This is a genomic window from Pseudomonas sp. 1D4 (assembly GCF_001728925.1).
GTDB classification, from domain to species: domain Bacteria; phylum Pseudomonadota; class Gammaproteobacteria; order Pseudomonadales; family Pseudomonadaceae; genus Metapseudomonas; species Metapseudomonas otitidis.
This window is the reverse complement of sequence record NZ_LXJQ01000034.1, coordinates 14,489-35,868: the sequence shown is the minus strand read 5'-3', so window position 1 is coordinate 35,868 and position 21,380 is coordinate 14,489. Positions and strand designations below refer to the sequence as shown.

21 protein-coding genes are annotated in these 21,380 nt (G+C 68.0%); 13 read left to right on the top strand and 8 right to left on the bottom strand.

Translation table 11 applies throughout. From position 1 onward, the window contains the following. Nucleotides 1-123: 123 nt before the first annotated feature. Nucleotides 124-792, top strand: a complete 669-nt coding sequence (locus A7D27_RS27950; protein WP_139134119.1) for an ankyrin repeat domain-containing protein — start codon at nucleotides 124-126, stop codon at nucleotides 790-792. Between the two features lie 6 nt (nucleotides 793-798). On the opposite strand, the gene A7D27_RS17435 is transcribed toward A7D27_RS27950, so the two are convergent. Then, the gene (locus A7D27_RS17435; protein WP_170832302.1) at nucleotides 799-2,013 is read right to left on the bottom strand and encodes a PilT/PilU family type 4a pilus ATPase; all 1,215 of its coding nucleotides are present in this window, start codon (nucleotides 2,011-2,013) and stop codon (nucleotides 799-801) included. 143 nt (nucleotides 2,014-2,156) lie between these two features. Between A7D27_RS17435 and A7D27_RS17430 the strand changes: the two genes are divergently transcribed. The 6 genes from A7D27_RS17430 to A7D27_RS17405 all read left to right on the top strand — a co-directional run bounded on the left by A7D27_RS17430 (nucleotide 2,157) and on the right by A7D27_RS17405 (nucleotide 7,681). Beyond that, nucleotides 2,157-2,435, top strand: coding sequence for a peptidylprolyl isomerase (locus A7D27_RS17430; RefSeq protein ID WP_069562560.1), 279 nt, complete (start codon nucleotides 2,157-2,159; stop codon nucleotides 2,433-2,435). Nucleotides 2,436-2,553: 118 nt separating this feature from the next. Then, nucleotides 2,554-3,858, top strand: coding sequence for a PAS domain-containing methyl-accepting chemotaxis protein (locus tag A7D27_RS28955; protein ID WP_069562561.1), 1,305 nt, complete (start codon nucleotides 2,554-2,556; stop codon nucleotides 3,856-3,858). A 143-nt stretch (nucleotides 3,859-4,001) separates the two neighbouring features. Then, entirely contained in the window at nucleotides 4,002-5,495 is a 1,494-nt protein-coding gene (locus A7D27_RS17420) for a glycosyltransferase family 39 protein (protein ID WP_069562562.1), read from the top strand. Next, the gene (locus tag A7D27_RS17415) at nucleotides 5,488-6,489 is read left to right on the top strand and encodes a glycosyltransferase family 2 protein (RefSeq protein WP_069562563.1); all 1,002 of its coding nucleotides are present in this window, start codon (nucleotides 5,488-5,490) and stop codon (nucleotides 6,487-6,489) included. Before A7D27_RS17420 ends, A7D27_RS17415 begins: the two co-directional genes overlap by 8 nt. Then, nucleotides 6,486-6,875: a GtrA family protein gene (locus tag A7D27_RS17410; protein ID WP_069565565.1), complete on the top strand. Its 390-nt coding sequence runs from the start codon at nucleotides 6,486-6,488 to the stop codon at nucleotides 6,873-6,875. The genes A7D27_RS17415 and A7D27_RS17410 overlap by 4 nt, the downstream gene beginning before the upstream one ends. Further along, nucleotides 6,872-7,681, top strand: coding sequence for a ChbG/HpnK family deacetylase (locus tag A7D27_RS17405; protein WP_069565564.1), 810 nt, complete (start codon nucleotides 6,872-6,874; stop codon nucleotides 7,679-7,681). Before A7D27_RS17410 ends, A7D27_RS17405 begins: the two co-directional genes overlap by 4 nt. Nucleotides 7,682-7,690: 9 nt before the next feature. Here A7D27_RS17405 and A7D27_RS17400 read toward each other — a convergent pair whose 3' ends face one another. Then, nucleotides 7,691-8,653 carry a FecR domain-containing protein gene (locus A7D27_RS17400; RefSeq protein WP_069565563.1) on the bottom strand — a complete coding sequence of 321 codons (963 nt, stop codon included), beginning with the start codon at nucleotides 8,651-8,653 and terminating at the stop codon, nucleotides 7,691-7,693. Further along, the gene (locus tag A7D27_RS17395) at nucleotides 8,646-9,185 is read right to left on the bottom strand and encodes a sigma-70 family RNA polymerase sigma factor (RefSeq protein ID WP_069565562.1); all 540 of its coding nucleotides are present in this window, start codon (nucleotides 9,183-9,185) and stop codon (nucleotides 8,646-8,648) included. Before A7D27_RS17395 ends, A7D27_RS17400 begins: the two co-directional genes overlap by 8 nt. Before the next feature lie 178 nt (nucleotides 9,186-9,363). Here A7D27_RS17395 and A7D27_RS17390 point away from each other — a divergent pair, with 178 nt between their 5' ends. Beyond that, the gene (locus tag A7D27_RS17390; RefSeq protein ID WP_083265675.1) at nucleotides 9,364-12,288 is read left to right on the top strand and encodes a TonB-dependent receptor; all 2,925 of its coding nucleotides are present in this window, start codon (nucleotides 9,364-9,366) and stop codon (nucleotides 12,286-12,288) included. Nucleotides 12,289-12,300: 12 nt separating this feature from the next. On the opposite strand, the gene A7D27_RS17385 is transcribed toward A7D27_RS17390, so the two are convergent. Further along, a complete protein-coding gene (locus tag A7D27_RS17385) occupies nucleotides 12,301-13,215 on the bottom strand; it encodes a LysR family transcriptional regulator (protein WP_069565561.1) in 915 nt (304 codons plus the stop codon). A gap of 95 nt (nucleotides 13,216-13,310) precedes the next feature. Here A7D27_RS17385 and A7D27_RS17380 point away from each other — a divergent pair, with 95 nt between their 5' ends. Beyond that, nucleotides 13,311-14,300 (top strand): sodium-dependent bicarbonate transport family permease, encoded by a 990-nt coding sequence (locus tag A7D27_RS17380; protein ID WP_069565560.1) that lies wholly within the window; start codon nucleotides 13,311-13,313, stop codon nucleotides 14,298-14,300. A 63-nt stretch (nucleotides 14,301-14,363) separates the two neighbouring features. Here the strand turns inward: A7D27_RS17380 and A7D27_RS17375 are convergent, their stop codons facing one another. The 3 genes from A7D27_RS17375 to A7D27_RS29200 form a co-directional block, all read right to left on the bottom strand. Next, nucleotides 14,364-15,953 (bottom strand): ABC-F family ATPase, encoded by a 1,590-nt coding sequence (locus A7D27_RS17375; protein WP_069562570.1) that lies wholly within the window; start codon nucleotides 15,951-15,953, stop codon nucleotides 14,364-14,366. A gap of 185 nt (nucleotides 15,954-16,138) precedes the next feature. Continuing rightward, complete coding sequence (locus A7D27_RS17370) at nucleotides 16,139-16,747, bottom strand: FMN-dependent NADH-azoreductase (protein ID WP_069565559.1); 609 nt, start codon at nucleotides 16,745-16,747, stop codon at nucleotides 16,139-16,141. 121 nt (nucleotides 16,748-16,868) lie between these two features. Next, complete coding sequence (locus tag A7D27_RS29200; RefSeq protein ID WP_069565558.1) at nucleotides 16,869-17,129, bottom strand: alpha/beta fold hydrolase; 261 nt, start codon at nucleotides 17,127-17,129, stop codon at nucleotides 16,869-16,871. Nucleotides 17,130-17,426: 297 nt separating this feature from the next. Here A7D27_RS29200 and A7D27_RS17360 point away from each other — a divergent pair, with 297 nt between their 5' ends. From A7D27_RS17360 to A7D27_RS17345, 4 genes are all read left to right on the top strand, one after another. Continuing rightward, a complete protein-coding gene (locus A7D27_RS17360; RefSeq protein WP_069565557.1) occupies nucleotides 17,427-18,335 on the top strand; it encodes a LysR substrate-binding domain-containing protein in 909 nt (302 codons plus the stop codon). A gap of 83 nt (nucleotides 18,336-18,418) precedes the next feature. Then, nucleotides 18,419-19,606, top strand: coding sequence for an MFS transporter (locus A7D27_RS17355; RefSeq protein WP_069565582.1), 1,188 nt, complete (start codon nucleotides 18,419-18,421; stop codon nucleotides 19,604-19,606). Between the two features lie 18 nt (nucleotides 19,607-19,624). Continuing rightward, nucleotides 19,625-19,972 (top strand): MmcQ/YjbR family DNA-binding protein, encoded by a 348-nt coding sequence (locus A7D27_RS17350; RefSeq protein ID WP_069565556.1) that lies wholly within the window; start codon nucleotides 19,625-19,627, stop codon nucleotides 19,970-19,972. A gap of 85 nt (nucleotides 19,973-20,057) precedes the next feature. Continuing rightward, the gene (locus A7D27_RS17345) at nucleotides 20,058-20,366 is read left to right on the top strand and encodes a DUF2834 domain-containing protein (RefSeq protein WP_069562575.1); all 309 of its coding nucleotides are present in this window, start codon (nucleotides 20,058-20,060) and stop codon (nucleotides 20,364-20,366) included. On the opposite strand, the gene A7D27_RS17340 is transcribed toward A7D27_RS17345, so the two are convergent. Next, nucleotides 20,357-21,322: an alpha/beta fold hydrolase gene (locus A7D27_RS17340; RefSeq protein ID WP_069565555.1), complete on the bottom strand. Its 966-nt coding sequence runs from the start codon at nucleotides 21,320-21,322 to the stop codon at nucleotides 20,357-20,359. The genes A7D27_RS17345 and A7D27_RS17340 overlap by 10 nt on opposite strands. Nucleotides 21,323-21,380 lie beyond the last annotated feature (58 nt).

Genomic DNA, 21,380 nt, shown 5'->3' with positions numbered 1-21,380 from the left:
GCCCAAAACCATCGACAGCCCAAGCAGCGCGTCCTATGATGCGCGCGCCCTTCGGTGGCGATTCTGCCGCCAGGGTCGATGATCTGCCTCTTCCCTGTCCGTCGGCGATGGCCGGCCCGCAGCATGAACACTCAATGTGTCATCTCACTGATCAAGCGCATCGAGCTTGATCACCTGTTCGACCTTGCACTCAACAGCGCACCCGACCTTCACAACGAACCGCCCCTGCCTCCTTGCGGCTGCATACACCCAGAACACGAATACGCATTCGGCCGGTTGTTCGATGCGGTCCGCTTCCAACCTCATCAGTTGAATCAACTGCTGGCAGCAGAACGAAGCTTGGTGACAGCCGGTAACGGGTTGGGTGAAAACGTCCTGCACTGGATGGCGGTTGAAAACCGTGTACAGGAAATCGAATTACTCCGAGGGCTGGGTTCTCCGATTCCTGGCCCAGCCCTGGTCGAAGCCGTGGAAATGGGCCATGCCGAAACGGTGATCCTGTTATTGGAACTGGGCGTGGAAGTAGACCGACACGGCTGCCGTATCGCCCTGATGGAAAGCGGTCTGGCATCGAGCAAGCGCAGCCTCATCGACCGTTACTTCCGCCAGTTCGGCCACTACCTGATCGATCAGCCCGACACAGTACGCCCCCGGCGTATGCACCGGCGCCAGAAGCGGCAAGAGCTTCGCCCCAACCACCGGCAACCACTGGCCACTCAACCCAATCGACGGCTGAGCCCGCGTCGCCCCGCGAACCAGTTGCTGCGACAGCTCCAAGCGCTGGACGACTAACTCCGATCAGAAATGCTTGCCCGGGTCTTCCGGCGGCGTTTCCTCGGGCAGTTCCTCCAGCTTCAGCTCCAGGCCCCAACTGGCCGCGTCCTGGGTACGGGGCGCGGCCGGTGGCGGGGTGGGAGCGGCGGCTGGAGCCGGCGTCGGCGCGGGGGCTGGGCCATCGCGGTAGAGCTTCAGCTTGAGGCGCAGGTTGTTGGCGGAGTCGGCATTCTTGATCGCCTCGTCCTCACTGATAGCGCCTTCCACCACCAGGTCGAACAGCGCCTGGTCGAAGGTCTGCATGCCCAGGGCCTTGGACTTCTCCATGATCTCCTTGATGGAGCTGAAATCACCGCGCTTGATCAGGTCGCTGATGGTGGAAGTGCCCAGCAGCACCTCCACCGCCGCGCGACGCTTGCCGTCGGAGGTGCGTACCAGGCGTTGGGAGACGAAGGCCTTGAGGTTGTTGCCCAGGTCGTTGAGCAGCTGCGGCCGGCGCTCCTCGGGGAAGAAGTTGATGATGCGGTCCAGCGCCTGGTTGGCGTTGTTCGCGTGCAGGGTGGAAATGGCCAGGTGGCCGGTGTCGGCGAAAGCCAGGGCGTGCTCCATGGTCTCGCGGTCGCGGATCTCACCGATCAGGATCACGTCCGGCGCCTGGCGCAGGGTGTTCTTCAACGCCGCGTGGAAGCTGCGGGTGTCCACCCCCACCTCGCGCTGGTTGATGATGGATTTCTTGTGCCGGTGCACGTACTCCACCGGGTCTTCGATGGTGATGATGTGCCCGCCGCTGTTGCGGTTGCGGTAGTCGATCAGTGCCGCCAGGGAGGTGGACTTGCCAGAGCCGGTGCCGCCGACGAAAAGCACCAGGCCGCGCTTCTCCATCACCACCTTGAGCAGCACCTCGGGCAGCTTGAGGTCCTCGAAGCGGGGGATGTCCAGCTTGATGTTGCGCGCGACGATAGAGACCTCGTTGCGCTGCTTGAAGATGTTGATGCGGAAGCGCCCCACGTTGGGCACTGAAATCGCCAGGTTCATCTCCAGCTCACGGTCGAATTCGACGCGCTGCTCCGGGTCCATGATCGACTCGGCGATACGCGCCACGTCCCCCGGCTTGAGCGGGTCGGCGCTCAGCGGCTTGAGCACGCCATTGAACTTGGCGCAGGGCGGCGCGCCGGTGGACAGGTAGAGATCCGAGCCATCCTGGGAGGCAAGGACCTTCAGCATCGAAGGGAGATCCATGGGGCGTGTATCCGTGGGGCGGGACAAGGTAACGGTAGGCGAATTTCGCCAGTGGGCACGGCGCGTGCCGTGAAGGCGACGAACTGTATGGCCCGACCCGCGACTGGCACAATGAACGGCTCCACAAACCAAGAGGAAATCCCATGGCCAAGGCCCTTGCCCGCCACATCCTGGTCAAGACCGAGGCGGAAGCCGAACAGATCAAGCAGCGCCTGGCCAAGGGCGAAGATTTCGCCGTGCTGGCGAGGAAGCACTCCATCTGCCCATCCGGCAAGCGCGGTGGCGACCTGGGCGAGGTGCGCCCCGGACAGATGGTGCGGGTGATCGATCAGGTGATCTTCAAGAAACCGGTGCGCACCATCCACGGCCCGGTGAAGAGTCAGTTCGGCTATCACCTCGTGCAGGTGTTCTTCAGGGACTGAAACAGTCCTACGCGCCACGTCGAGGCATCCCCCTTCCGCCATCGGCCACCCCCTGGGGATGCGGCGATTGCCTTCCGCTACCGTGGGCGGCTTTCGTAACTGATAGAGGAAGCCGACCATGTGGTTTGCCAGGAAGAAGCCGGCCGCGCCGCCCGTATCGCTGGGGGAGCTCGAGCTGCGGGCCATCCGCAATGCCATGGCGATGATCGAGTTCAGCCCGGACGGCACCATCCTCGATGCCAACGCCGCGTTCCTCGGCGTCGTGGACTACCAACTGGACAACGTACTTGGGCGCAACCACAGCCTGTTCTGCACCCCGGAACTGGTGCGCAGCCCGGCCTACGAAGAGTTCTGGCGCCGCCTGCGGGCCGGCGAGCACTTCAGCGACCGTTTCATGCGCCTGACCCGCAGCGGCCGCCAGGTATGGCTGGAGGCCACCTACATGCCGGTACTGGATGAAACCGGCCAGACCATCCGCATCCTCAAGGTCGCCACCGACATCACCCGCCAACTGGAAGCCGAGCACGTTCACGAGAGTTACGTGAACGCCATCAACCACGCCATGGCCGCCATCGAGTTCGACCTCGAAGGCCGGGTGGTGGGCGCCAACGCCAACTTCCTCGGCCTGATGGGCTACAGCCTCAACGAGGTGCAGGGCAAGCACCACAGCCTGTTCTGCTGTGCCGAGGAGGCCAGCGGCAGCGACTACCAGCACTTCTGGGACCGCCTGCGCCACGGCGAGTACATCTCCGATCGGTTCCGCCGGGTCACCCGCTCGGGCAGCACCATCTGGCTGCGCGCCACTTACAGCCCGCTGTACGACTCCACCGGCCGCCCCTACGGCGTGGTCAAGTTCGCCACCGACATCACCCCACAGATGCTGCGGCGCGACACCGAGGCCGCCGCCGCGCAACTGGCTCAGGACATCGCCCGGGAAACCGACATCACCGCCGACCGCGGCACCCGCACCGTGGCCGAGACGGTCCAGGTGGTCACCGAGATCGCCGACGACCTGGCCGCCGTGGCCGGGCAGATCGAAGGCCTCAACCAGCAGTCGGAGCAGATCACCAATATCGTCCAGGTGATCCGCTCCATCGCCGACCAGACCAACCTGCTGGCGCTCAACGCTGCCATCGAGGCCGCCCGCGCCGGCGACCAGGGGCGCGGCTTCGCGGTGGTCGCCGACGAGGTTCGCCAACTGGCCTTCCGCACCAGCCAGGCCACGGTGGAGATCAAGGCCGTGGTGCAGCAGAACCAGAGCCTGGCCCACGATGCGGTGACCGGCATGGCCACCACCCAGACTCGCGCCCAACGCGGCGTGGAGCTGGCCAACCAGGCCGGCACGGTGATCACTGAAATCCGCTCCGAAGCCCAGCGCGTAGTCGACGCCGTGGCCCAGATCGCCCTCTCCTACACGGACTGACCCACCTGCGGCTCACTCCCGGCCGGCGACCTCCGCCGCCGGGACACCGATCATTCGTACAGCCGCCGTACAGCCGACCTTACTTACGCTTGGCACCGAGCCTGGACGGCTCCGAAAGCCCCCCAGGGAACGTACACCCGACCATGCAGACCTCTCCGACCATGCGCTGGCAGCGACTCGCGATCCCCGTCCTTCTTCTCCTGCTACTCCTGCGTCTCATCGCCGCCTGGGCACTCCCTCTCACCGACAAGACCGAAGCCCGCTACGGTGAGATCGCCCGCAAGATGTGGGAGACCGGCAACTGGGTCACCCTGTGGCACGACTACGGCGTGCCCTTCTGGGCCAAGCCGCCCCTGTCCACCTGGCTCTCCGCCGGCAGCATGGACCTGCTCGGCATCACCGAACTGGCAGCACGGCTGCCCTCGCTGCTGCTGGCCGTGGCCACCTTGTTGCTGACCTGCAGCCTCATCCGCCAGCGCAGCGGCCGCGACGCCGCCCTCGCCTGTGCACTGATCCTCGGCAGCGGGCTGCTGTTCCTCGGCACCGCCGGCACGGTGATGACCGACTCCGCTCTGCTGTTCTGCGTCACCTTCAGCCTGGTGGCGGTCTGGCGTGCCGTGGTCCTGGGCAGCCTGGCCTGGGGCTACCTGCTGTTCGTCGGGCTGGGGCTCGGCCTGCTGGCCAAGGGGCCGCTCGCCGGCGTGCTGGTGGGCTTGCCGGTGTTCTTCTGGGTCCTGCTGGGCAACCGTTGGCGCGCCCTCTGGCAGGGTCTGCCCTGGCTCACCGGCACTCCTCTGATGCTGGCCATCGCGCTGCCCTGGTACCTGCTGGCAGAACACTGCACCCCGGGCTTCCTGAACTACTTCATCGTCGGCGAGCACCTCAGTCGTTTCTTCGATGCCGGCTGGAAGGGCGACAGGTACGGCTTCGCCCACGCCACCCCGCGCGGCATGATCTGGCTCTACGCCTTCGCCGCACTGCTGCCCTGGTCACTGGTGATGCTCGCCTGGCTGGCGCGCCACGGCCGCCAACTGCCGCGCCTGGTACGTGACGAGGACGGCTGGGTGCTCTACCTGGCGCTCTGGACGCTGATGACGCCGCTGTTCTTCACCCTCTCCGGCAACATCATCTTCCCCTACCCCATGCCCATGCTGCCGGGCTGCGCCCTGCTGTTCGCCGAACTCTGGCTGCGTGCCCGGAGCAATCCCGACGGCAGCAGCACCCTGCCGCTGATCGCCGCCTTCGGCGCCCTGCTGCTGGCCGGGGTACTGGCCGTCAACCACGTGCAGGGGGACCGCTACCTGCGCACCCAGAAGGACGTGATCGCCGCCTGGCGGGCACAGCACCCGACGCCCGCCAGCGCGCTGGTGTACTGGAACAACAGCCGGACCTTCTCCGCCGAGTTCTATTCCCACGGCCGCGCCCGCACCACCGAAGACCCGGAGCAGTTGCGCGCCTGGCTGGCCGGCCGCCCCGGCAGCTTCATCGTCTGCCAGGACAAGGACCTGCGCCTGCTGCCGGCGGACATCCGAGTCCGCTTCGAGCCCGTGGCGCAGGTGCGCAATGCCGGCACCACCTTCCTGCTGCTGGGCGAAGCCGCCCCCATCCCGGACGTCGAGGGCCATCATCATGACTGATTACCTGATCCCGCCTTACCTGCTGGCCCTGCGCGCCCAGGAGCGACCGGTCGATCCGCTGGTCAGTTGCATCCTGCCGGCCTACAACGAGGCGGCCAACATCGTGCCGATGCTGCAGACCCTGCACGCCCTGCTCGACGCCGCCGGCTACCGTCATGAACTGGTGGTGGTGGATGACGGCAGCCGCGACGACACCGTGCAGCAGGTACTCGGCCAGTTGGAGGCGCTGCCGGTGAAGCTGATCCAACTGTCGCGCAACTTCGGCAAGGAGATCGCCCTGAGTGCCGGCATCGACCAGGCCCGGGGCGACGTGGCCGTGCTGATCGACTGCGACTTCCAGCACCCGCCGGAGCGCGTCCCGGATTTTCTCGAACAATGGCGGCAGGGCTACGACATGGTCTACAGCGTGCGCGAACACCGCCGCGGCGAGCCCTGGATCAAGCGCGTGTGCACCCGCACCTTCTACCGCCTGACCAACAGCGGCTGCCGACACAAGATGCCGCCGGACACCCAGGACTTCCGCGTGCTCGACCGCTGTGTGCTGGAAGCCCTGCGCCAGATGCCCGAGCGCAACCGCTTCATGAAGGGCCTGTACCACTGGGTCGGTTTCACCCAGCGGCCGATGATCACCCGCGTCGACGAGCGCCGCGCCGGCCACAGCAGCTTCAACTACCGGCGTCTGCTGGACCTGGGCATCACCGGGCTCACTGCCTTCTCCAACCTGCCCTTGCGCATCTGGACCCTGGTGGGTTGCGCGATCTCGCTGCTCGCCATCGGCTATGCCGTCTGGGAACTGGTCCACACCCTGCTGTTCGGCAACCCGCTACGGGGCTGGCCGACCCTGGCCGTGGCGGTGTGCTTTCTCGGTGGAGTCCAGTTGCTGTCCATCGGCATCCTCGGCGAATACGTCGGGCGCATCTTCGACGAGGTCAAGCAGCGCCCCAACTACCTGATCAGCCGCATCAGCGGCCGCGACCAGGAGCCCCGCCCTTGAGCCGCGAGCTGTTCTGGTTCGGCGTGGTCGGCATCAGCGCCCTGCTGGTGCACTTCGCCAGCGTGGCCTGGGTGCTGGTACCCCTGGGGCTGGCGCCGCTGCTGGCCAACGTGCTGGGCTTCCTGCTGGCCTTCCAGGTCAGCTACTGGGGGCACCGGGTGCAGACCTTCCGCGCCACTGGCGTGCCCCATCGCCAGGCCCTGCCACGCTTCTTCGCCGTCGCCTGCCTGAGCTTCGCGGTCAACGAAGGGCTGTACGCCCTGCTGCTGCAGCACACGGCCCTCGGCTACCGCCCGGCCCTGCTGCTGGTCCTGGTCCTGGTGGCCGGGATGACCTTCGTGCTCGGCAAGCGCTGGGCCTTCCGCCTGCCCGGACGTGCCGGATGACCCGCCACGCCCGCCCACCCCGTCGGCTGACCCTGTGCGCCGACGACTTCGCCCAGACCGACGCCACCAGCGGCGCCATCCTCGCGCTGCTGGGCGCCGGGCGCCTGTCGGCCACCAGCGTGATGAGCCAGTCGCCGCTGTGGCCCGAACACGCCAGAGCGCTCAAGGCCTTCGACGGCCAGGCGGACATCGGCCTGCACTTCAACCTGACCCATCCGTTCGAGCACGGTGCACGTCCACTGCCCTGCTGGCTGCTGCTGAGCCAGCTCCGCGCCTTGCCCCGCGCAAGACTGCAAGACCTGGCGCTGGCCCAGATCGACCGTTTCGCCGAGCACTTCGGCCGCCTGCCGGACTTTATCGACGGGCATCAGCACGTCCATGCCTTCCCGGTGATCCGCGAGGCGCTGCTGGCCGCCATCGAACAACGCTGGGAACACATCGCACCGCCCTACCTGCGCGCGCCGGACCGGCTCGCCCACCCCGGCGACAGCGGGTTCAAGGCGCGTGTGCTGGCCAGCGCCTGCCGGGGTTTCCAGCAGCGGGCCAAGGCTCGGGGGTTGCGCACACCGCCCTGGTTCGCCGGCCTCTACGCGCTGACGCCGGAGGCGGACTTCCCAGGGCTCATGCACACCTGGCTGGACGCCTGCCCCGATCGCGGCCTGCTGATGTGCCACCCCGGCCACGGCCCGCGCGCCGCTGACGACCCAATTGCCGCTGCCCGGGAACGGGAATACGCCTTCCTCGCCAGCGACGCCTTCATGGAGGCCTGCACACAGCGGGACATCCTCCTCGCGCGCTTCGGCTGACCCAGCCGCTCAGCGCTGGATGCGCATTCCCTCACCAACAGCCTCGACCCGAACTCCATGGCTCTGCACCAGCATGGCCAGTGCCAGGGGCAGGTCATCGACGGGGAAAGTGCCGGACACCCGCAGGTTCGCCACGGCGGGTGACCAGGCCAGGGGTCGGTCGCTGTAGCGCATCAGCTCCTGCGCCCATTGCGCCAGCGGCATGTCCTCCGCCACCAGCAGCCCCTTGCGCCAGGCCAGGGCGGACTCGCGCGCGACCTCGACGACGCCGAACCGCTCATGGCTGAAGCGCACCTGCTGGCCGGCCTGCAGGACCACCTCGCGCGGCATCGCCCCTGGGTGATCGAGGGTCACCTTCACTGCCCCCTGGTAGACGGCGAGCAGGCTCGCGTCGGGGAAGGTGCGGACGCTGAAGCGCGTGCCCAGCGCCTGCATCAGCCCCTGCCCGGTGCGCACCCGCAGCGGCCGGGCCGGCACCTGCCGGTCCACGGCAGTGGTCACGTACAGCTCGCCGCGCTGCAGGTTCAGCAGGCGCTGGTCGGCGCTGAAGCGCACCTGCAGGGCCGAGTCGCTGTTCAGTGCCACCTGGGTGCCGTCCTCCAGCCACAGCTCGCGGCGCTCGCCCCGGGCAGTGAGGTAGTCGAGGCCCGCTCGGCTGCGCTGCCACAGCCACCACCCCAGCGGTGCCGAGCAGGTGGCCAGGAGCAGGCTGCGCAGCACCGTGCGGCGACTGCTAAGGGGGCGGGACAGCGCCTGCCGGGCCAGGCCCGGCGGCAGCGCGTCCAGGCAGTCCAGCAGCCGCTGGGCACGCTGCCAGGCACGCTCATGTTCGGGATCGTCGTGCTGCCAATGCTCCAGCTCGGCCCGTTCGGCAGACGTCAGCGGCCGCTCCTGCATCAGCAGCAGCCAGGACGCGGCCTGTTCCAGCACGGTGGTGGCGATGGGTTCGCCAGAGGGGCGCAGGTCAGGCATCGGGCATCCGGCTCAGGCAGACCAGGTAGCCCTGGTGGATGTACTGCTTGACGGTGGGCAAGGCGATGTTCAGGGCCTCGGCGATGGCTTTCTGCTTCATGCCGTCCAGGGTCGCCATGAGGAACGCCTGGCGCACACGCGGGCGCAGGGTGTCGAGCAACGCATCCACCTCATGCAGCGTCTCGAGGATGACGCTCTGCTGCTCCGGCGAGGGATGCTCCGGTTCGGGCAACTGCAACAACGCCTCCAGCCAGGCCTGCTCCAGGGAATGTCGCCGCCGCCAACTGACCAGCACGCACTGGGCGATGCGGGTCAGGTAGGCGCGTGGCTGCTGAATGACCCCCTCCTGCCGGGCGTCACGGCTGACCAGCACCCGCAGGAACACGTCCTGGGCCAGGTCATCGGCGACACCCCGCCCCCAGGAACGCAAACGATAGCTCAGCCACCCGCGCAGCCAGCCGTGATGCTCGGTGTACAGCGTGGTCACGGGGCAGCGCTCGGCAGGCAGGGGCGGGGATTCGGGGGAAGTCATCGCGGACAGGATCGGCACGGCAGGTCGCAAATGAAAACAATTATCACTAAAATTCGGGCCGCCACAAGCACGGATGAAAACAAGAACGATCCGCATATACCTTTTCCAATCTCGTGCGACAGAGGGAGTGACAGCCCGCATCGAGTGACGGGCCACACACCCTACGAGCGAGAGAACCATGCCAGCAGTCCACCGGCGCCCTGCCACTTCGCCCATCCCCATCCGCCTCTCCCCGATCAGCCTGGCCGTCGGCTGCGCATTGCTCGGCTGCCTGCTGGCCGGTGTCACCGCCCCGCCCGTGCAGGCCACGGAGACGACCGCGCCCCACGACCGGCCGGACAGTACACACGACTACGACATCCCCCGCGGCCCGCTGGGTGCCGCACTGGGCCTGTTCGCCAGCCAGTCCGGGCTGCTGCTGTCCTACGATGCCGACCTGGCGCGGGGCCGCACCGCCCCCGCACTCAAGGGTCGCTACAGCGTGGCGGAAGCGGCCCAGCGCCTGCTGGCCGGCACGGACCTGGACCTGCTGCCCGGGGCCGCTGGCACCTACATCCTGCTGCCCCGGCACACCCCGCCCCAGGCCGGGCTCGAACTGAACCCGACGATGGTCGGCGCCACCGCCCTGCTCGACGACACGCAAGAGACCTACCGCGCGCCCCGCTCCTCCGTGCACCTGACGCGGGAGGATCTGGACCGCTTCGGCACCGTTTCGGTGGGCGACATGCTCAAGGGCGTGGCGGGTGTGCAGGTGGGCGACAGCCGCAACGGCGGCGCGCTGGACGTCAACATCCGCGGCATCCAGGGGCAGAGCCGCATCGCGGTGCGGGTGGACGGCTCGGAGCAGGCGCTGGATGTCTACCGCGGCTACGGCGGCACCCAGCAGCGCAGCTACATCGACCCGGACCTGCTCAGCAGCGTGACCGTCGACAAGGGCCCCAGCCTGCGCTCCGGAGCCATCGGCGGCGCGGTGGAGATGACCACCCTCGGCGTCGACGACATCCTCGTCGACGGCCAGAACGTGGGGCTGCGCGTGACCGGCAACCTCTGGAACAACGGCGTCGAACCCGCCGACCGCGACGCCCACTCGCGGACCGAGGACCTCAGCGCCGTCCCCCGCGAAAAGCGCGGCAACCTGTTCAACTCGGCGGCCGAATCCGGTAGCGCCGCCTTCGCCTTCCACCACGAGCGGGTGGACCTGGTGGCCGCCTACGCCCACCGCAACCAGGGTAACTACTTCGCCGGCAAGCACGGCCAGGAGCGCTACCGCCTGTTCGACCGCCGGGGCGACGAGCAGCCCAGCGTGGCCAACACCTACAACGCCGGTGAAGAGGTACTCAACTCCTCGGCACGGACCGAGTCCTACCTGCTCAAGACCACCTGGCGGCTGGACGACGAACAGACCCTGGACCTGGGTTACCGCCGCTTCGACGGGCACATGGGCGAGATCATGCCCTCGGACATCTTCCGTTCCGGTACCGCCGGCATCTACCAGTACCCCACCAGCGACGTGGCGATCGACACCTACACCGCGCGCTACCACTACCTGCCCGCCGACAACCCGCTGCTGGACCTCAGTGCCAACCTGTGGATGACCGTGTCGAAGACCAGCTCCCTCAGCGCCGCCTGGATGGCACCGACCTCCCAGTTGTACCGCACCGACCGCAGTTGGGCCCGGCAGGATGACCGGCGCATCGGCGGCGACCTGGGCAACGTGTCGCGCTTCAGCACCGACCACGGCGACTTCACCCTGGAGCTGGGTGGCGCCTTCCAGGTGGAGGACCTGAAGCCGCAGAAAAGCGTGGTCGTCACCCAGCACGACATCAACGCCAACCGCATGCTGCGGGACGCCTCGCGCCAGGAGTTCAGCTTCAACGGCAAGCTGGAATACCAGCCCATCGAGGAAGTCACCCTGTGGGGCGGCGGCCGCTACAGCCACTACCGCACCCGCGACAACACCGTGCTCGCCGAGGCCCGCCGGGCAGACCGCGCGATGCGCTGGATCTCGGTGAGTGGCCCCACGGGCTGGGGCAGCATGATGTGGTTCCCCGACCAGAATGGGCAGTACACCGCCGCCACCGACCCGCGCCTGAACAACGGCATCGTCTTCGGCAACAGCAACGAGCCGTTCAACGGCGTGCCCTTCGACAGCTTCGGCGCCACCCAGGTGACGGTCTACCCGGAAGAGATCAGCAACGTCGTCACCGGGTACGACTACACCCCGCAGCGCGACAGCCACGGCGGCGGCTTCGCCCCGGCCTTCGGCATCAACGTCGAGTTCCTGCCGGACACCTTCGCCTACCTCACCTACACCGAAGGCCTGCGCCAGCCCTCGCTGTTCGAGACCAGCCAGGGCACCCACCAGGTCACCCCGGGCAAGCACCTCAAGCCCGAGCGCTCGCGCAGCTGGGAACTGGGCCTGAGCGCCCTGCGCAGCGACCTGCTGGCATCAGGCGACACCGCGTCCGCCAAGCTGGCGTTCTTCGACAACGAGATCCGCCACTACATCACCCGCTACTACGACCCGAGCCCGGGCCTCTGGGGGCAGATGACCTTCAGCAACACCGACCGCTACAGCACCCGTGGCCTGGAACTGCAGTCGCACTACGACGCCGGGCGCGTGTTCGCCGACCTCTCGGCCACCTACTACCTGAAGACCGAAACCTGCGACGCCGCCTTCGCCGCCAAGCTGCGCGCCGCCGCCAGCCCCTACCAGCACACCCAGGACACACCGGACTGCACCCCGGGCAGTTACATGGGCTCGTACACCAACACCCAGAACCCGCCAAAGCTGTCGACCAACCTGCTGGCCGGCCTGCGCTTCTTCGACGAGACACTGACCCTGGGCGGGCGCATGACCCACACCTCCGGCCCGACCGCGCAACTGGACAAGCCCTGGCAGACCGGTGCCACCACGCCACAGATCGACTACCGCGCGGTGACGCTCTACGACCTGTTCCTCACCTACAAGGTGCTGGAGCACGCCGAGCTGAACCTGTCGGTGCAGAACCTCACCGACCGTTACTACCTGGACCCGCTGGCGCAGAGCTTCATGCCGGCTCCGGGACGTACCTGGCGGCTGGGTATGCAGGCGCGGTTCTGAACCGCCAGACGCTCAGGCCGACTGGCGTTGCCGGTACCAGGCCTGGGCCATGTCATCGAGATGGGTGAGGAACACCGTCGCCAGGGGCGACAGGCGCTTGCCCCGGGGGTAGAGCGTCCACCAGTTCGATTGCAGCGGGAAACCCTGCACGTCCAGCACGGCCAACTGCTCGTGCTCGACGATGGGGGCCAGGGCATGGCGGGAGATGACCGACAGCCCCATTTCAGAGGCCACCGTCTGCTTGATCGCCTCGTTGCTGCCCAGCTCCACCCAGACCTGGGGCACGAAGCCGGCCTGCCGGAAATGCGCATCGCAGGCCAGCCGCGTGCCGGAGCCACGCTCGCGGAGGATGAAGCGCTGCTCCGCCAGGTCCGCCAGGGTCAGCCCCTGCCGGCCAGCCAGGGGGTGCGACTGGCTGGCGATCACCACCAGCGGGTTGGGCAGGAAGGCGTGGGTCTCCAGCTCCAGGTCGGCCGGCGGCATGGAGAGGATGTAGAGGTCGTCGCGGTTGTCCCGCAGGCGCGCCAGCACCGCATCACGGTTGAGCAGCTCCAGGGCGATGTCGATCTGCGGATGGCTGGCGCAGAAGCGCCCGAGCAGGCTGGGCACGAAGTACTGCGCGGTGCTCGCCACCGCCAGGCGCAGGCGCCCCCGGGTCAGCCCGCGCATGCCGTCGATGCGCTGCTCGAACGAGCCCCACTCCTCCACCATCGCCTGGGCCGTCTCGGCCAGCGCTTCGCCGGCCTCGGTGAGGTACAGCCGCCGGCCGATCTGCTCGTACAGCGGCATGCCCACCGCCTCGGACAGCTCCTTGAGCTGCATCGACACGGTGGGCTGCGTCACGTGGCAGGCCCGGGCGGCAGCGGTGATGCTGCGGTGCTCGGCCAGGGCGAGGAACAGGCGCAATTGCCGGAACGTCGCGCTCATAATCTTTCCTCTAATCTTTGCATCGTAATTATTGATTTTTGATTATGTATTTCGCGCACTAGCCTATGGCCATCCCTGCTCTCTGGAAACCACCGATGTCCAACTTCCTCGACCCCGCGATCCTCTTCTTCCTCTTCGGCATCTTCGCCGGCCTGCTGAAGTCCAATCTGGAGATCCCCGCACCGATCTCCCGTTTCCTCTCGCTCTACCTGCTGATGGCCCTGGGCCTCAAGGGCGGTTTCGCCCTTGCCGCCTCCGGCTTCACCCCGGAAGTGGCGCGCTCCCTGGGCCTGGCCGTGGTGCTGGCGCTGCTGGTGCCGGCCTTGGCCTACCTGCTGCTGCGCCGCCTGCTCAACGGCTTCGATGCCGCCGCCCTGGCCGCCACCTACGGCTCGGTCAGCGCGGTGACCTTCATCACCGCCATCCAGTACCTGGAGAACCAGGGCCTGCCCTATGGCGGGCACATGGCTGCGGCCATGGCGCTGATGGAGTCGCCGGCGATCATCGTCGCCGTGGTGCTGGCCAACAGCCTGCGTCACCGCGCACCGGCCAGTCCGGCACTGGCCACCCCGTCCGGCTCCCCGGCGGGGGGCGTCGGGCTGGGCAAGGTGCTGCACGAGTCCCTCACCGACGGCGCCCAGTTGCTGCTGCTCGGCGCCATGCTGGTGGGCCTGGTGACCGGCGCCAAGGGCCAGGCCGCCCTCGCGCCGTTCTCGGTGGACCTGTTCAAGGGCATGCTGGCCTTCTTCCTGCTGGACATGGGCCTGCTGGCCGCACGCAACCTGAGCGACCTCAAAGGCCGTTCGCCCTGGCTGCTGCTCTACGCGCTGGCCGCCCCGCCGGTGCATGCCTGCCTGGCCCTGGGCCTGTGCGTGCTGGTCGGGGTCGAGGCCGGCAACGCCGCGCTGCTGATGGTGCTGGCGGCCAGCGCCTCCTACATCGCCGTGCCGGCGGCCCTGCGCTTCGCCATCCCCGAGGCGAGCCCCTCGCTGTACTTCGGCATGTCCCTGGGGATCACCTTCCCCTTCAACATCCTGCTGGGCATCCCGCTGTACGTCGGCCTGGCCCACCGGGTGCTGGGCTGAAGCCGGCCCGCCTCCGGAAACGAAAAACCCCGCCTGAGCGGGGTTTTTCCTGTCCGGTCGTGATCAGACGATCACGCCCTGGCTGCGCAGGTAGTCATCGTAGGTGCCGCTGAAGTCGGTCACGCCGTTCTCCGACAGCTCGATGATGCGGGTGGCCAGGGAACCGACGAACTCACGGTCATGGCTGACGAAGATCAGCGTGCCCGGGTAGTTCTCCAGCGCCAGGTTGAGCGCTTCGATGGATTCCATGTCCAGGTGGTTGGTGGGTTCGTCCATCACCAGCACGTTGGGCTTCTTCAGGATCAGCTTGCCGAACAGCATGCGGCCCTGCTCGCCCCCGGAGATGACCTTGACCGACTTCTTGATGTCGTCGTTGGAGAACAGCATGCGGCCGAGGGTGCCACGCACCAGTTGCTCGCCGCCCTGGGTCCACTGGGCCATCCAGTCGAACAGGGTCATGTCGTCCTCGAAGTCCTCGGCGTGGTCCTGGGCGAAGTAGCCCACGTCAGCGCTCTCGGTCCATTTCACCTCGCCGGCCATCGGCGCCATCTCGCCCACCAGAGTGCGCAGCAGGGTGGTCTTGCCGATGCCGTTGGGGCCGATGATGGCGACGCGCTCGCCGGCCTCGATCTGCATGGACAGGTTCTTGAACAGCGGCGTGCCGTCGAAGCCCTGGCTGACCCGCTCCAGGGTCACCGCCTGGCGGTGCAGCTTCTTGTACTGCTCGAAGCGGATGAAGGGGCTGACGCGGCTGGATGGCTTGACCTCTTCGAGCTGGATCTTGTCGATCTGGCGGGCACGGCTGGTGGCCTGCTTGGCCTTGGAGGCGTTGGCCGAGAAGCGGCTGACGAACTGCTGCAGTTCGGCGATCTGCGCCTTCTTCTTGGCGTTGTCCGAGAGCAGGCGCTCGCGGGCCTGCTCGGCGGCGGTCATGTACTCGTCGTAGTTGCCGGGGAACAGGCGCAGCTCACCGTAGTCCAGGTCGGCCATGTGGGTGCAGACGCTGTTCAGGAAGTGACGGTCGTGGGAAATGATGATCATGGTGCTGTTGCGCGCAGTCAGCACGCCTTCCAGCCAGCGGATGGTGTTGATGTCCAGGTGGTTGGTCGGTTCGTCCAGCAGCAGCACGTCCGGATCGGAGAACAGCGCCTGGGCCAGCAGCACGCGCAGCTTCCAGCCCGGTGCCACGGCGCTCATCGGGCCGAAGTGCTGGTCCAGGGGAATGCCCAGGCCCAGCAGCAGTTCACCGGCGCGGGACTCGGCGGTGTAGCCGTCCATCTCGGCGAACAGCACTTCCAGCTCGGCCACGGCCATGCCGTCGTCCTCGCTCATCTCCGGCAGGCTGTAGATGCGGTCGCGCTCGGCCTTCACCTTCCACAGCTCGCCGTGGCCCATGATCACCGTGTCGATGACGGTGAAGTCCTCGTAGGCGAACTGGTCCTGGCGCAGCTTGCCCAGACGGGTGTTGGGTTCGAGCATCACCTGCCCGCCGGACGGCTCCAGCTCGCCGCCGAGGATCTTCATGAAGGTCGACTTGCCGCAGCCGTTGGCGCCGATCAGGCCGTAGCGGTTGCCGTTGCCGAACTTGACGGAAACGTTTTCGAACAGCGGCTTGGGGCCGAACTGCATGGTGATGTTGGCGGTGGAGATCAAGGGCGGAATCCTGGGCTGGGCGTGCAGGCACGCAAAAAAGGGCGCGATTGTAGCCGTTTAGGGCCCTCAGCGGGGAGCCGCCTGGCGAGCAGGACGGGTGAGGCCGCGACATTGCCGGCTCAGGAGGCCGAGCACAGCCATGAAAAAGCCCCGCCGAAGCGGGGCTCGTTCATCCAGCCTGCCGATCAGGCAACCGCGAACAGCTCGCCGATGCGCGACTGGGCGGCCTTGAAGGCGTTGGCACGGGGCTCCTCGCCGTAGGCCAGGCCTTCGGCGCGGACGATCTCGATGTCGGTGATGCCGAGGAAGTTCAGCACCTGCACCAGGTAGGCCTCGTGGGCCTGACCGCTGGGCTGGCCGGCGTGGATGCCGCCGGCGGTGGAGACGATCACCACCTTCTTGCCACCGGCCAGGCCCTGGGGACCGGCTTCGGTGTATTTGAAGGTTTTGCCGGCGACGGCGATGCGGTCGATCCAGGCCTTGAGCTGGGTGGGCACGGTGAAGTTGTACATCGGCGCACCGATGACGATGGCGTCGGCGCCGAGGAATTCGTCCAGCGAGACTTCGGACAGGGCGACCTCGGCCTTCTGCGCGGCGTCGCGCAGCTCGGCGGGGGTGGCGCCGGCCATCAGGCTGGTGGCGGAGAGGTGGGCGTAGGCGTCCTGGGCGAGGTCACGGTAGGTGACCTGTACGCCCGGCTCGGCGGCCTGCCAGGCTTCGACCACGGCGCGGCTGAGTTGGCGGGAGGCGGACGCGTCACCGAGGATGCTGGAGTCGAGGTGCAGAAGTTTCATGGGAAGGCCCCTGTGTCTGGCGATCGCCGGAGTGCGATCGGAATGGTGGCCATCCTACCCATGCAGCCAAACGACGATTAGTCGGTTCTTTTGCGATGCAGCGTCCCACCCATGAGGCGAATCAGCGCAACGATGTTTGCAGGTCCGCCAGGGTGCGGGTGAAGAAGCGCACGGCCTCGGCGTACTCGCAGACCTGGGGCACCAGGGCGTTCATCTCCTCGGAACAGGGCGCCATGAACACGAAGTGGCCAGCACCCGACACCAGGCGGAAGTCCGGCAGCTTGCGCAGCAGCGCGCGGGCGTTCTGCTCCAGCGGCAGCACGCGGTCCTCCTCACCGCTGTTGAGCGGCACCGGCTCCAGCCCCTTGCGCCCGAACAGCACGCCGGGGGGGCGCCGGGGGGCGCCATCAGCATCACGGCACCGACACGCTCGTCGGCGAAGGGGTCGAGGTCGTCGCGGTCGGGCCAGGCTCGCCTCCCTGAGCCGGCGCCTCCGTCGATGGAGCGGCAGTGAGCCTGAGGTGTTGCAGGTATCGCGCCAGTCTTGGCCCGGCATTCACCGATACGCGAAGTACTCAAGATACACAGCTCCGATAACCTCGTAGGTGGAGGCTTCATCAAGTCGACGAAATCCACCCACGAGTGCCATAGTGCGCCCTCTTCCGAGCGGTAGCGCAGCATGCAGGACCTCAACGACCTCTTCTATTTCGCCAAGGTGGTGGAGCACGGCGGCTTTGCGGCGGCCGGGCGCCTGCTGGGCATTCCCAAGTCCCGCCTGTCGCGACGCATCGCCGAGCTGGAGACCCGGCTCGGTGCGCGCCTGCTGCAGCGCACCACCCGCAAGCTGGCCCTGACCGACGTGGGCGAGCGCTTCCTGCGGCACTGCCAGGCGATGCTGCTGGAGGCGGAACAGGCCGAGGAAGCGGTGGCCAGCCTGACCAGCGAACCGCGCGGACGCATTCGCGTCACCTGCCCCACCGAAGTCGCCCGCACCCGGCTGCGCGGGGTGTTCAGCGACTTCCTCGAACGCTACCCGCTGGTGCAACTGGAAGTGGCACTGGTGAACCACCGGGTCGACCTGCTGGCGGAGGGGGTGGACGTGGCCCTGCGGGTACGCGACCGGGAGGACGAGGAGCCCTCGCTGATCTGTCGCCACCTGGCGCCCGCCCGCGCCTACCTGGTGGCGACCCCTGCCCTGCTCCAGGCCGGCGCCCCTCAAAGCCCGGACGAGCTGGCACGGTTGCCGGTACTCGGCGCGCTGGAGCGCGACCGCAAACTGCACTACCTGCTGCGCGACGCCCAGGGCAACCGCCGCGACATCGTGCTCGAACCCCGGCTGGCCATCGAGGATTTCGAGGTGCGCAAGCAGGCGGCCTTGCGCAGCCTGGGCATCACCATGCTGCCGGCGATGCATTGCCGCCAGGAGCTTGAAGACGGCCGCCTGGTGAGGGTCCTACCGGATTGGGAGCTGCCGGGCGGCCACCTGCAGGCGGTCTACACCCACCGGCGCGGCCTGCTGCCGGCGGTGCGGGCGTGGATCGACCACCTCGTCGACGCCTGCCGCAGCGAAGCGCTGGAGCCCCTCTGAGCACTCGTTAGCTGGCTTTCCCTTGGCCTGCCGGCTGGAGGATGATGGGCGCCTCCCGCACCGAGCCCGAACCAGGTCCATCCATGCGCAGCGTCGAGCAGTCTGCCTCCATCACCCTGCAGATCGTCTCCATCGTCTTCTTCACCTTCATCAGCTTCCTGTGCATCGGCCTGCCGCTGGCGGTCCTGCCCGGTTACGTGCACAACGACCTGGGCTATGGCTCGGTGCTGGCCGGCGTGGTGATCAGCACCCAGTACGCCGCCACCCTGCTCTCGCGCCCCTTCTCCGGCGCGGTGGCCGACCGCCGCGGCGCCAAGCACGCGGTGCTGCTGGGCCTGGGCGGCTGCGCGCTGAGCGGCCTGCTGACGCTGGCCTCCACCTCCCTGCAGGGCCTGCCGAGCCTGAGCCTGGGCCTGCTGCTGGCCGGCCGCGTGGCATTGGGCGTGTCCCAGGGGCTGGTGGGCACCGGCTCGATCAGTTGGGGCATCGGCCGGGTCGGCGCGGAAAACACCGCGCGGGTGATCTCCTGGAACGGCATCGCCTCCTACGGCGCGGTGGCCATCGGCGCGCCTCTCGGGGTGCTACTGGTGAGTGGCCTGGGACTATGGAGCATGGGCGCGCTGATCGCCCTGCTGGGCGCCGGAGCGTTGCTGGTGGCACGGGGCAAGGCACCGGCACCGATCGTCGCCGGCGTGCGCCTGCCGTTTCGCAACGTGTTCCTGCGCATCGCCCCCAACGGCGTGGCGCTGGCCCTGGGCTCCATCGGCTTCGGCACCCTGGCCACCTTCGTCACGCTGTACTACGCCAGCCGTGGCTGGAGCGGCGCGGCCTGGTGCCTGACGGCCTTCGGCTGCGCCTTCATCGGCGCGCGCCTGCTGTTCGCCGGCACCATCAACCGGCTCGGCGGTTACCGGGTAGCCATCGCCTGCCTGGGCATCGAGAGCCTGGGCCTGCTCCTGCTGTGGCTGGCACCGCAGCCTTGGCTGACCCTGTGCGGCGCCGCGCTGACCGGCTTCGGCCTGTCGCTGGTGTACCCGGCCCTGGGCGTGGAGGCCATCTCGCGCATCCCCGCCTCCAGCCGCAGCTCGGCGCTGGGGGCCTACGCGGTGTTCTTCGACCTGGCCCTGGGCCTGGCCGGCCCGTTGATGGGTCTGGTGGCCAACGCCCAGGGTTTTGCCGCGATCTTCCTGGTGGCCGCCGGCCTGGCCCTGGCCGGTATGCTGCTGGGCCTCGTGCTGTTGCGCAGCGATGTGCGCCAGCGACCTCTCTAGACCCGCAAGGAGCTGCCCATGACCGCTGACGAGATCGCCGCGTTCTGCCTGCAATTGCCCGGCGCCCGGGAAGACCTCAAGTGGGGCGCGAACCGGGTGTTCTCGGTGGCCGGGAACAAGATGTTCGCCATCGCCGACTTCCTCGGCGAGGACTTGGCGTTCAAGGTCGACCCCGACCTGTTCCTCGGCTACGTCGACCGCCCCGGCGTGCGCCCGGCGCCTTACCTGGCCCGTGCCTTCTGGGTCAGCGTGGCGATGCCGCCCGCCCTCGGCGGCGCCGAGCTGAAGGCCCTGCTGACCCGCTCCCACCAACTGGTGGTGGCCCGCCTGCCGAAGTACAAGCGGGTGGGGTTGCTGCTGGACTGAGCCGCCTGGGGCGACCCGATGCCTCATTGCCGGCGCGGGGGCACTGCGGCAGATTCGCGTCCATACCCATGACAAGGACGTTGCCATGCCTGCCCGATCCCTCGCCCTCGCCGCTCTCCTCGCCTTTGGTGGCTACACCCTCTATGTGATGGCCATCAGTGAACAGTCGCTGCTGGCCTTCGGCGCTCAATTGATGAGCCGGCCGGACACCGCCCAGGTGGTGATCGACCTGTACCTGGCCTGCGCCCTGATCGCGGTCTGGATGTACCAGGACAACCGCCGCCAGGGCCGGAGCCTGGCCTACCTGCTGTCCTTCTACCTGCTGACGGCGGTTTTCGCCTCCATCGGCCCGCTGCTTTACTTGGTGCTGCGCCGCCCAGCCACTCAGCGGTAGTGCCGGGCCAGGAAACTCAGCAGGCGCTCATTCACCGCCTCGGGCTGCTCGCTCTGCAGCCAATGCCCGCAGGCCTCGATCCGATGGACCTCCAGGGCTGGCACCACCTCCGGCATCTGTTTCAGCGTGTGGGCTTCCAGCAGGCCCACGGGGTCGTGGTCGCCGATGAGGAACAGCGCCGGTTGCAGCACCCGCTGCCCTTGCAGAGGCTCGGTCAGTGCCCAGTTGCGCTCGAAGTTGCGGTACCAGTTGAGCGCACCGCGAAAGCCCTGGCGCTCGAAGGCCTGGCAGTAGCCGGCGAAGGCTTCCGGCTCGCACCACACCGGCGGCAGGCCGGGGTCTTCGAGCCCATCGAAGAGCCGCGAGCCGGCGGGACGCTCCTGGAGGAAATGCCCCAGCGGCACGGCGGCGGAACAGTGGTGCAGCATCATGCGCAAAGTGCGGGGGATGTCGGCATCCAGCTCCTGCTCGGCCAGGCCGACCTGCTGGAAGTAGAGGATGTAGTTGAAGCGATCGGCGAAGTGGCGGCGCATGGCCTCGGTGGCCGGCTGCCGGGGCCGGCCGCCAAAGGGCACGGCCATGCCCGCCACCGCCTGGACGCGCTGGGGCTCCAGCAGCGCGAGGTGCCAGGCAACAGGCGCGCCCCAGTCGTGCCCGACGACGCAGACGCGGGCCTGGCCGAGGGCGTCCATGGCGGCGCGGATGTCGGCGCAAAGGGTCAGCAGGTCGTAGGCGGCCGGGTCGGCAGGGGCGCTGCTGGCGCCATAGCCGCGCATGTCAGGCACCAGCACACGGTAGCCGCCACGGGCCAGGGGTTCGATCTGGTGGCGCCAGGCCAGCCAGCATTCGGGGAAGCCGTGCAGCAGCCAGACTGGCGGGCCGTCCTCCGGGCCGGCGAGATGCAGGGCGAGTTGAATGCCGTTGACGGCCAGCAGGCGGTGTTCGAGCGGGAGCATGGTGGGCCTCCGGGCAATGGCGGGGGCCCACTATGACAAAGGCGCGCCCGTGGCGCGC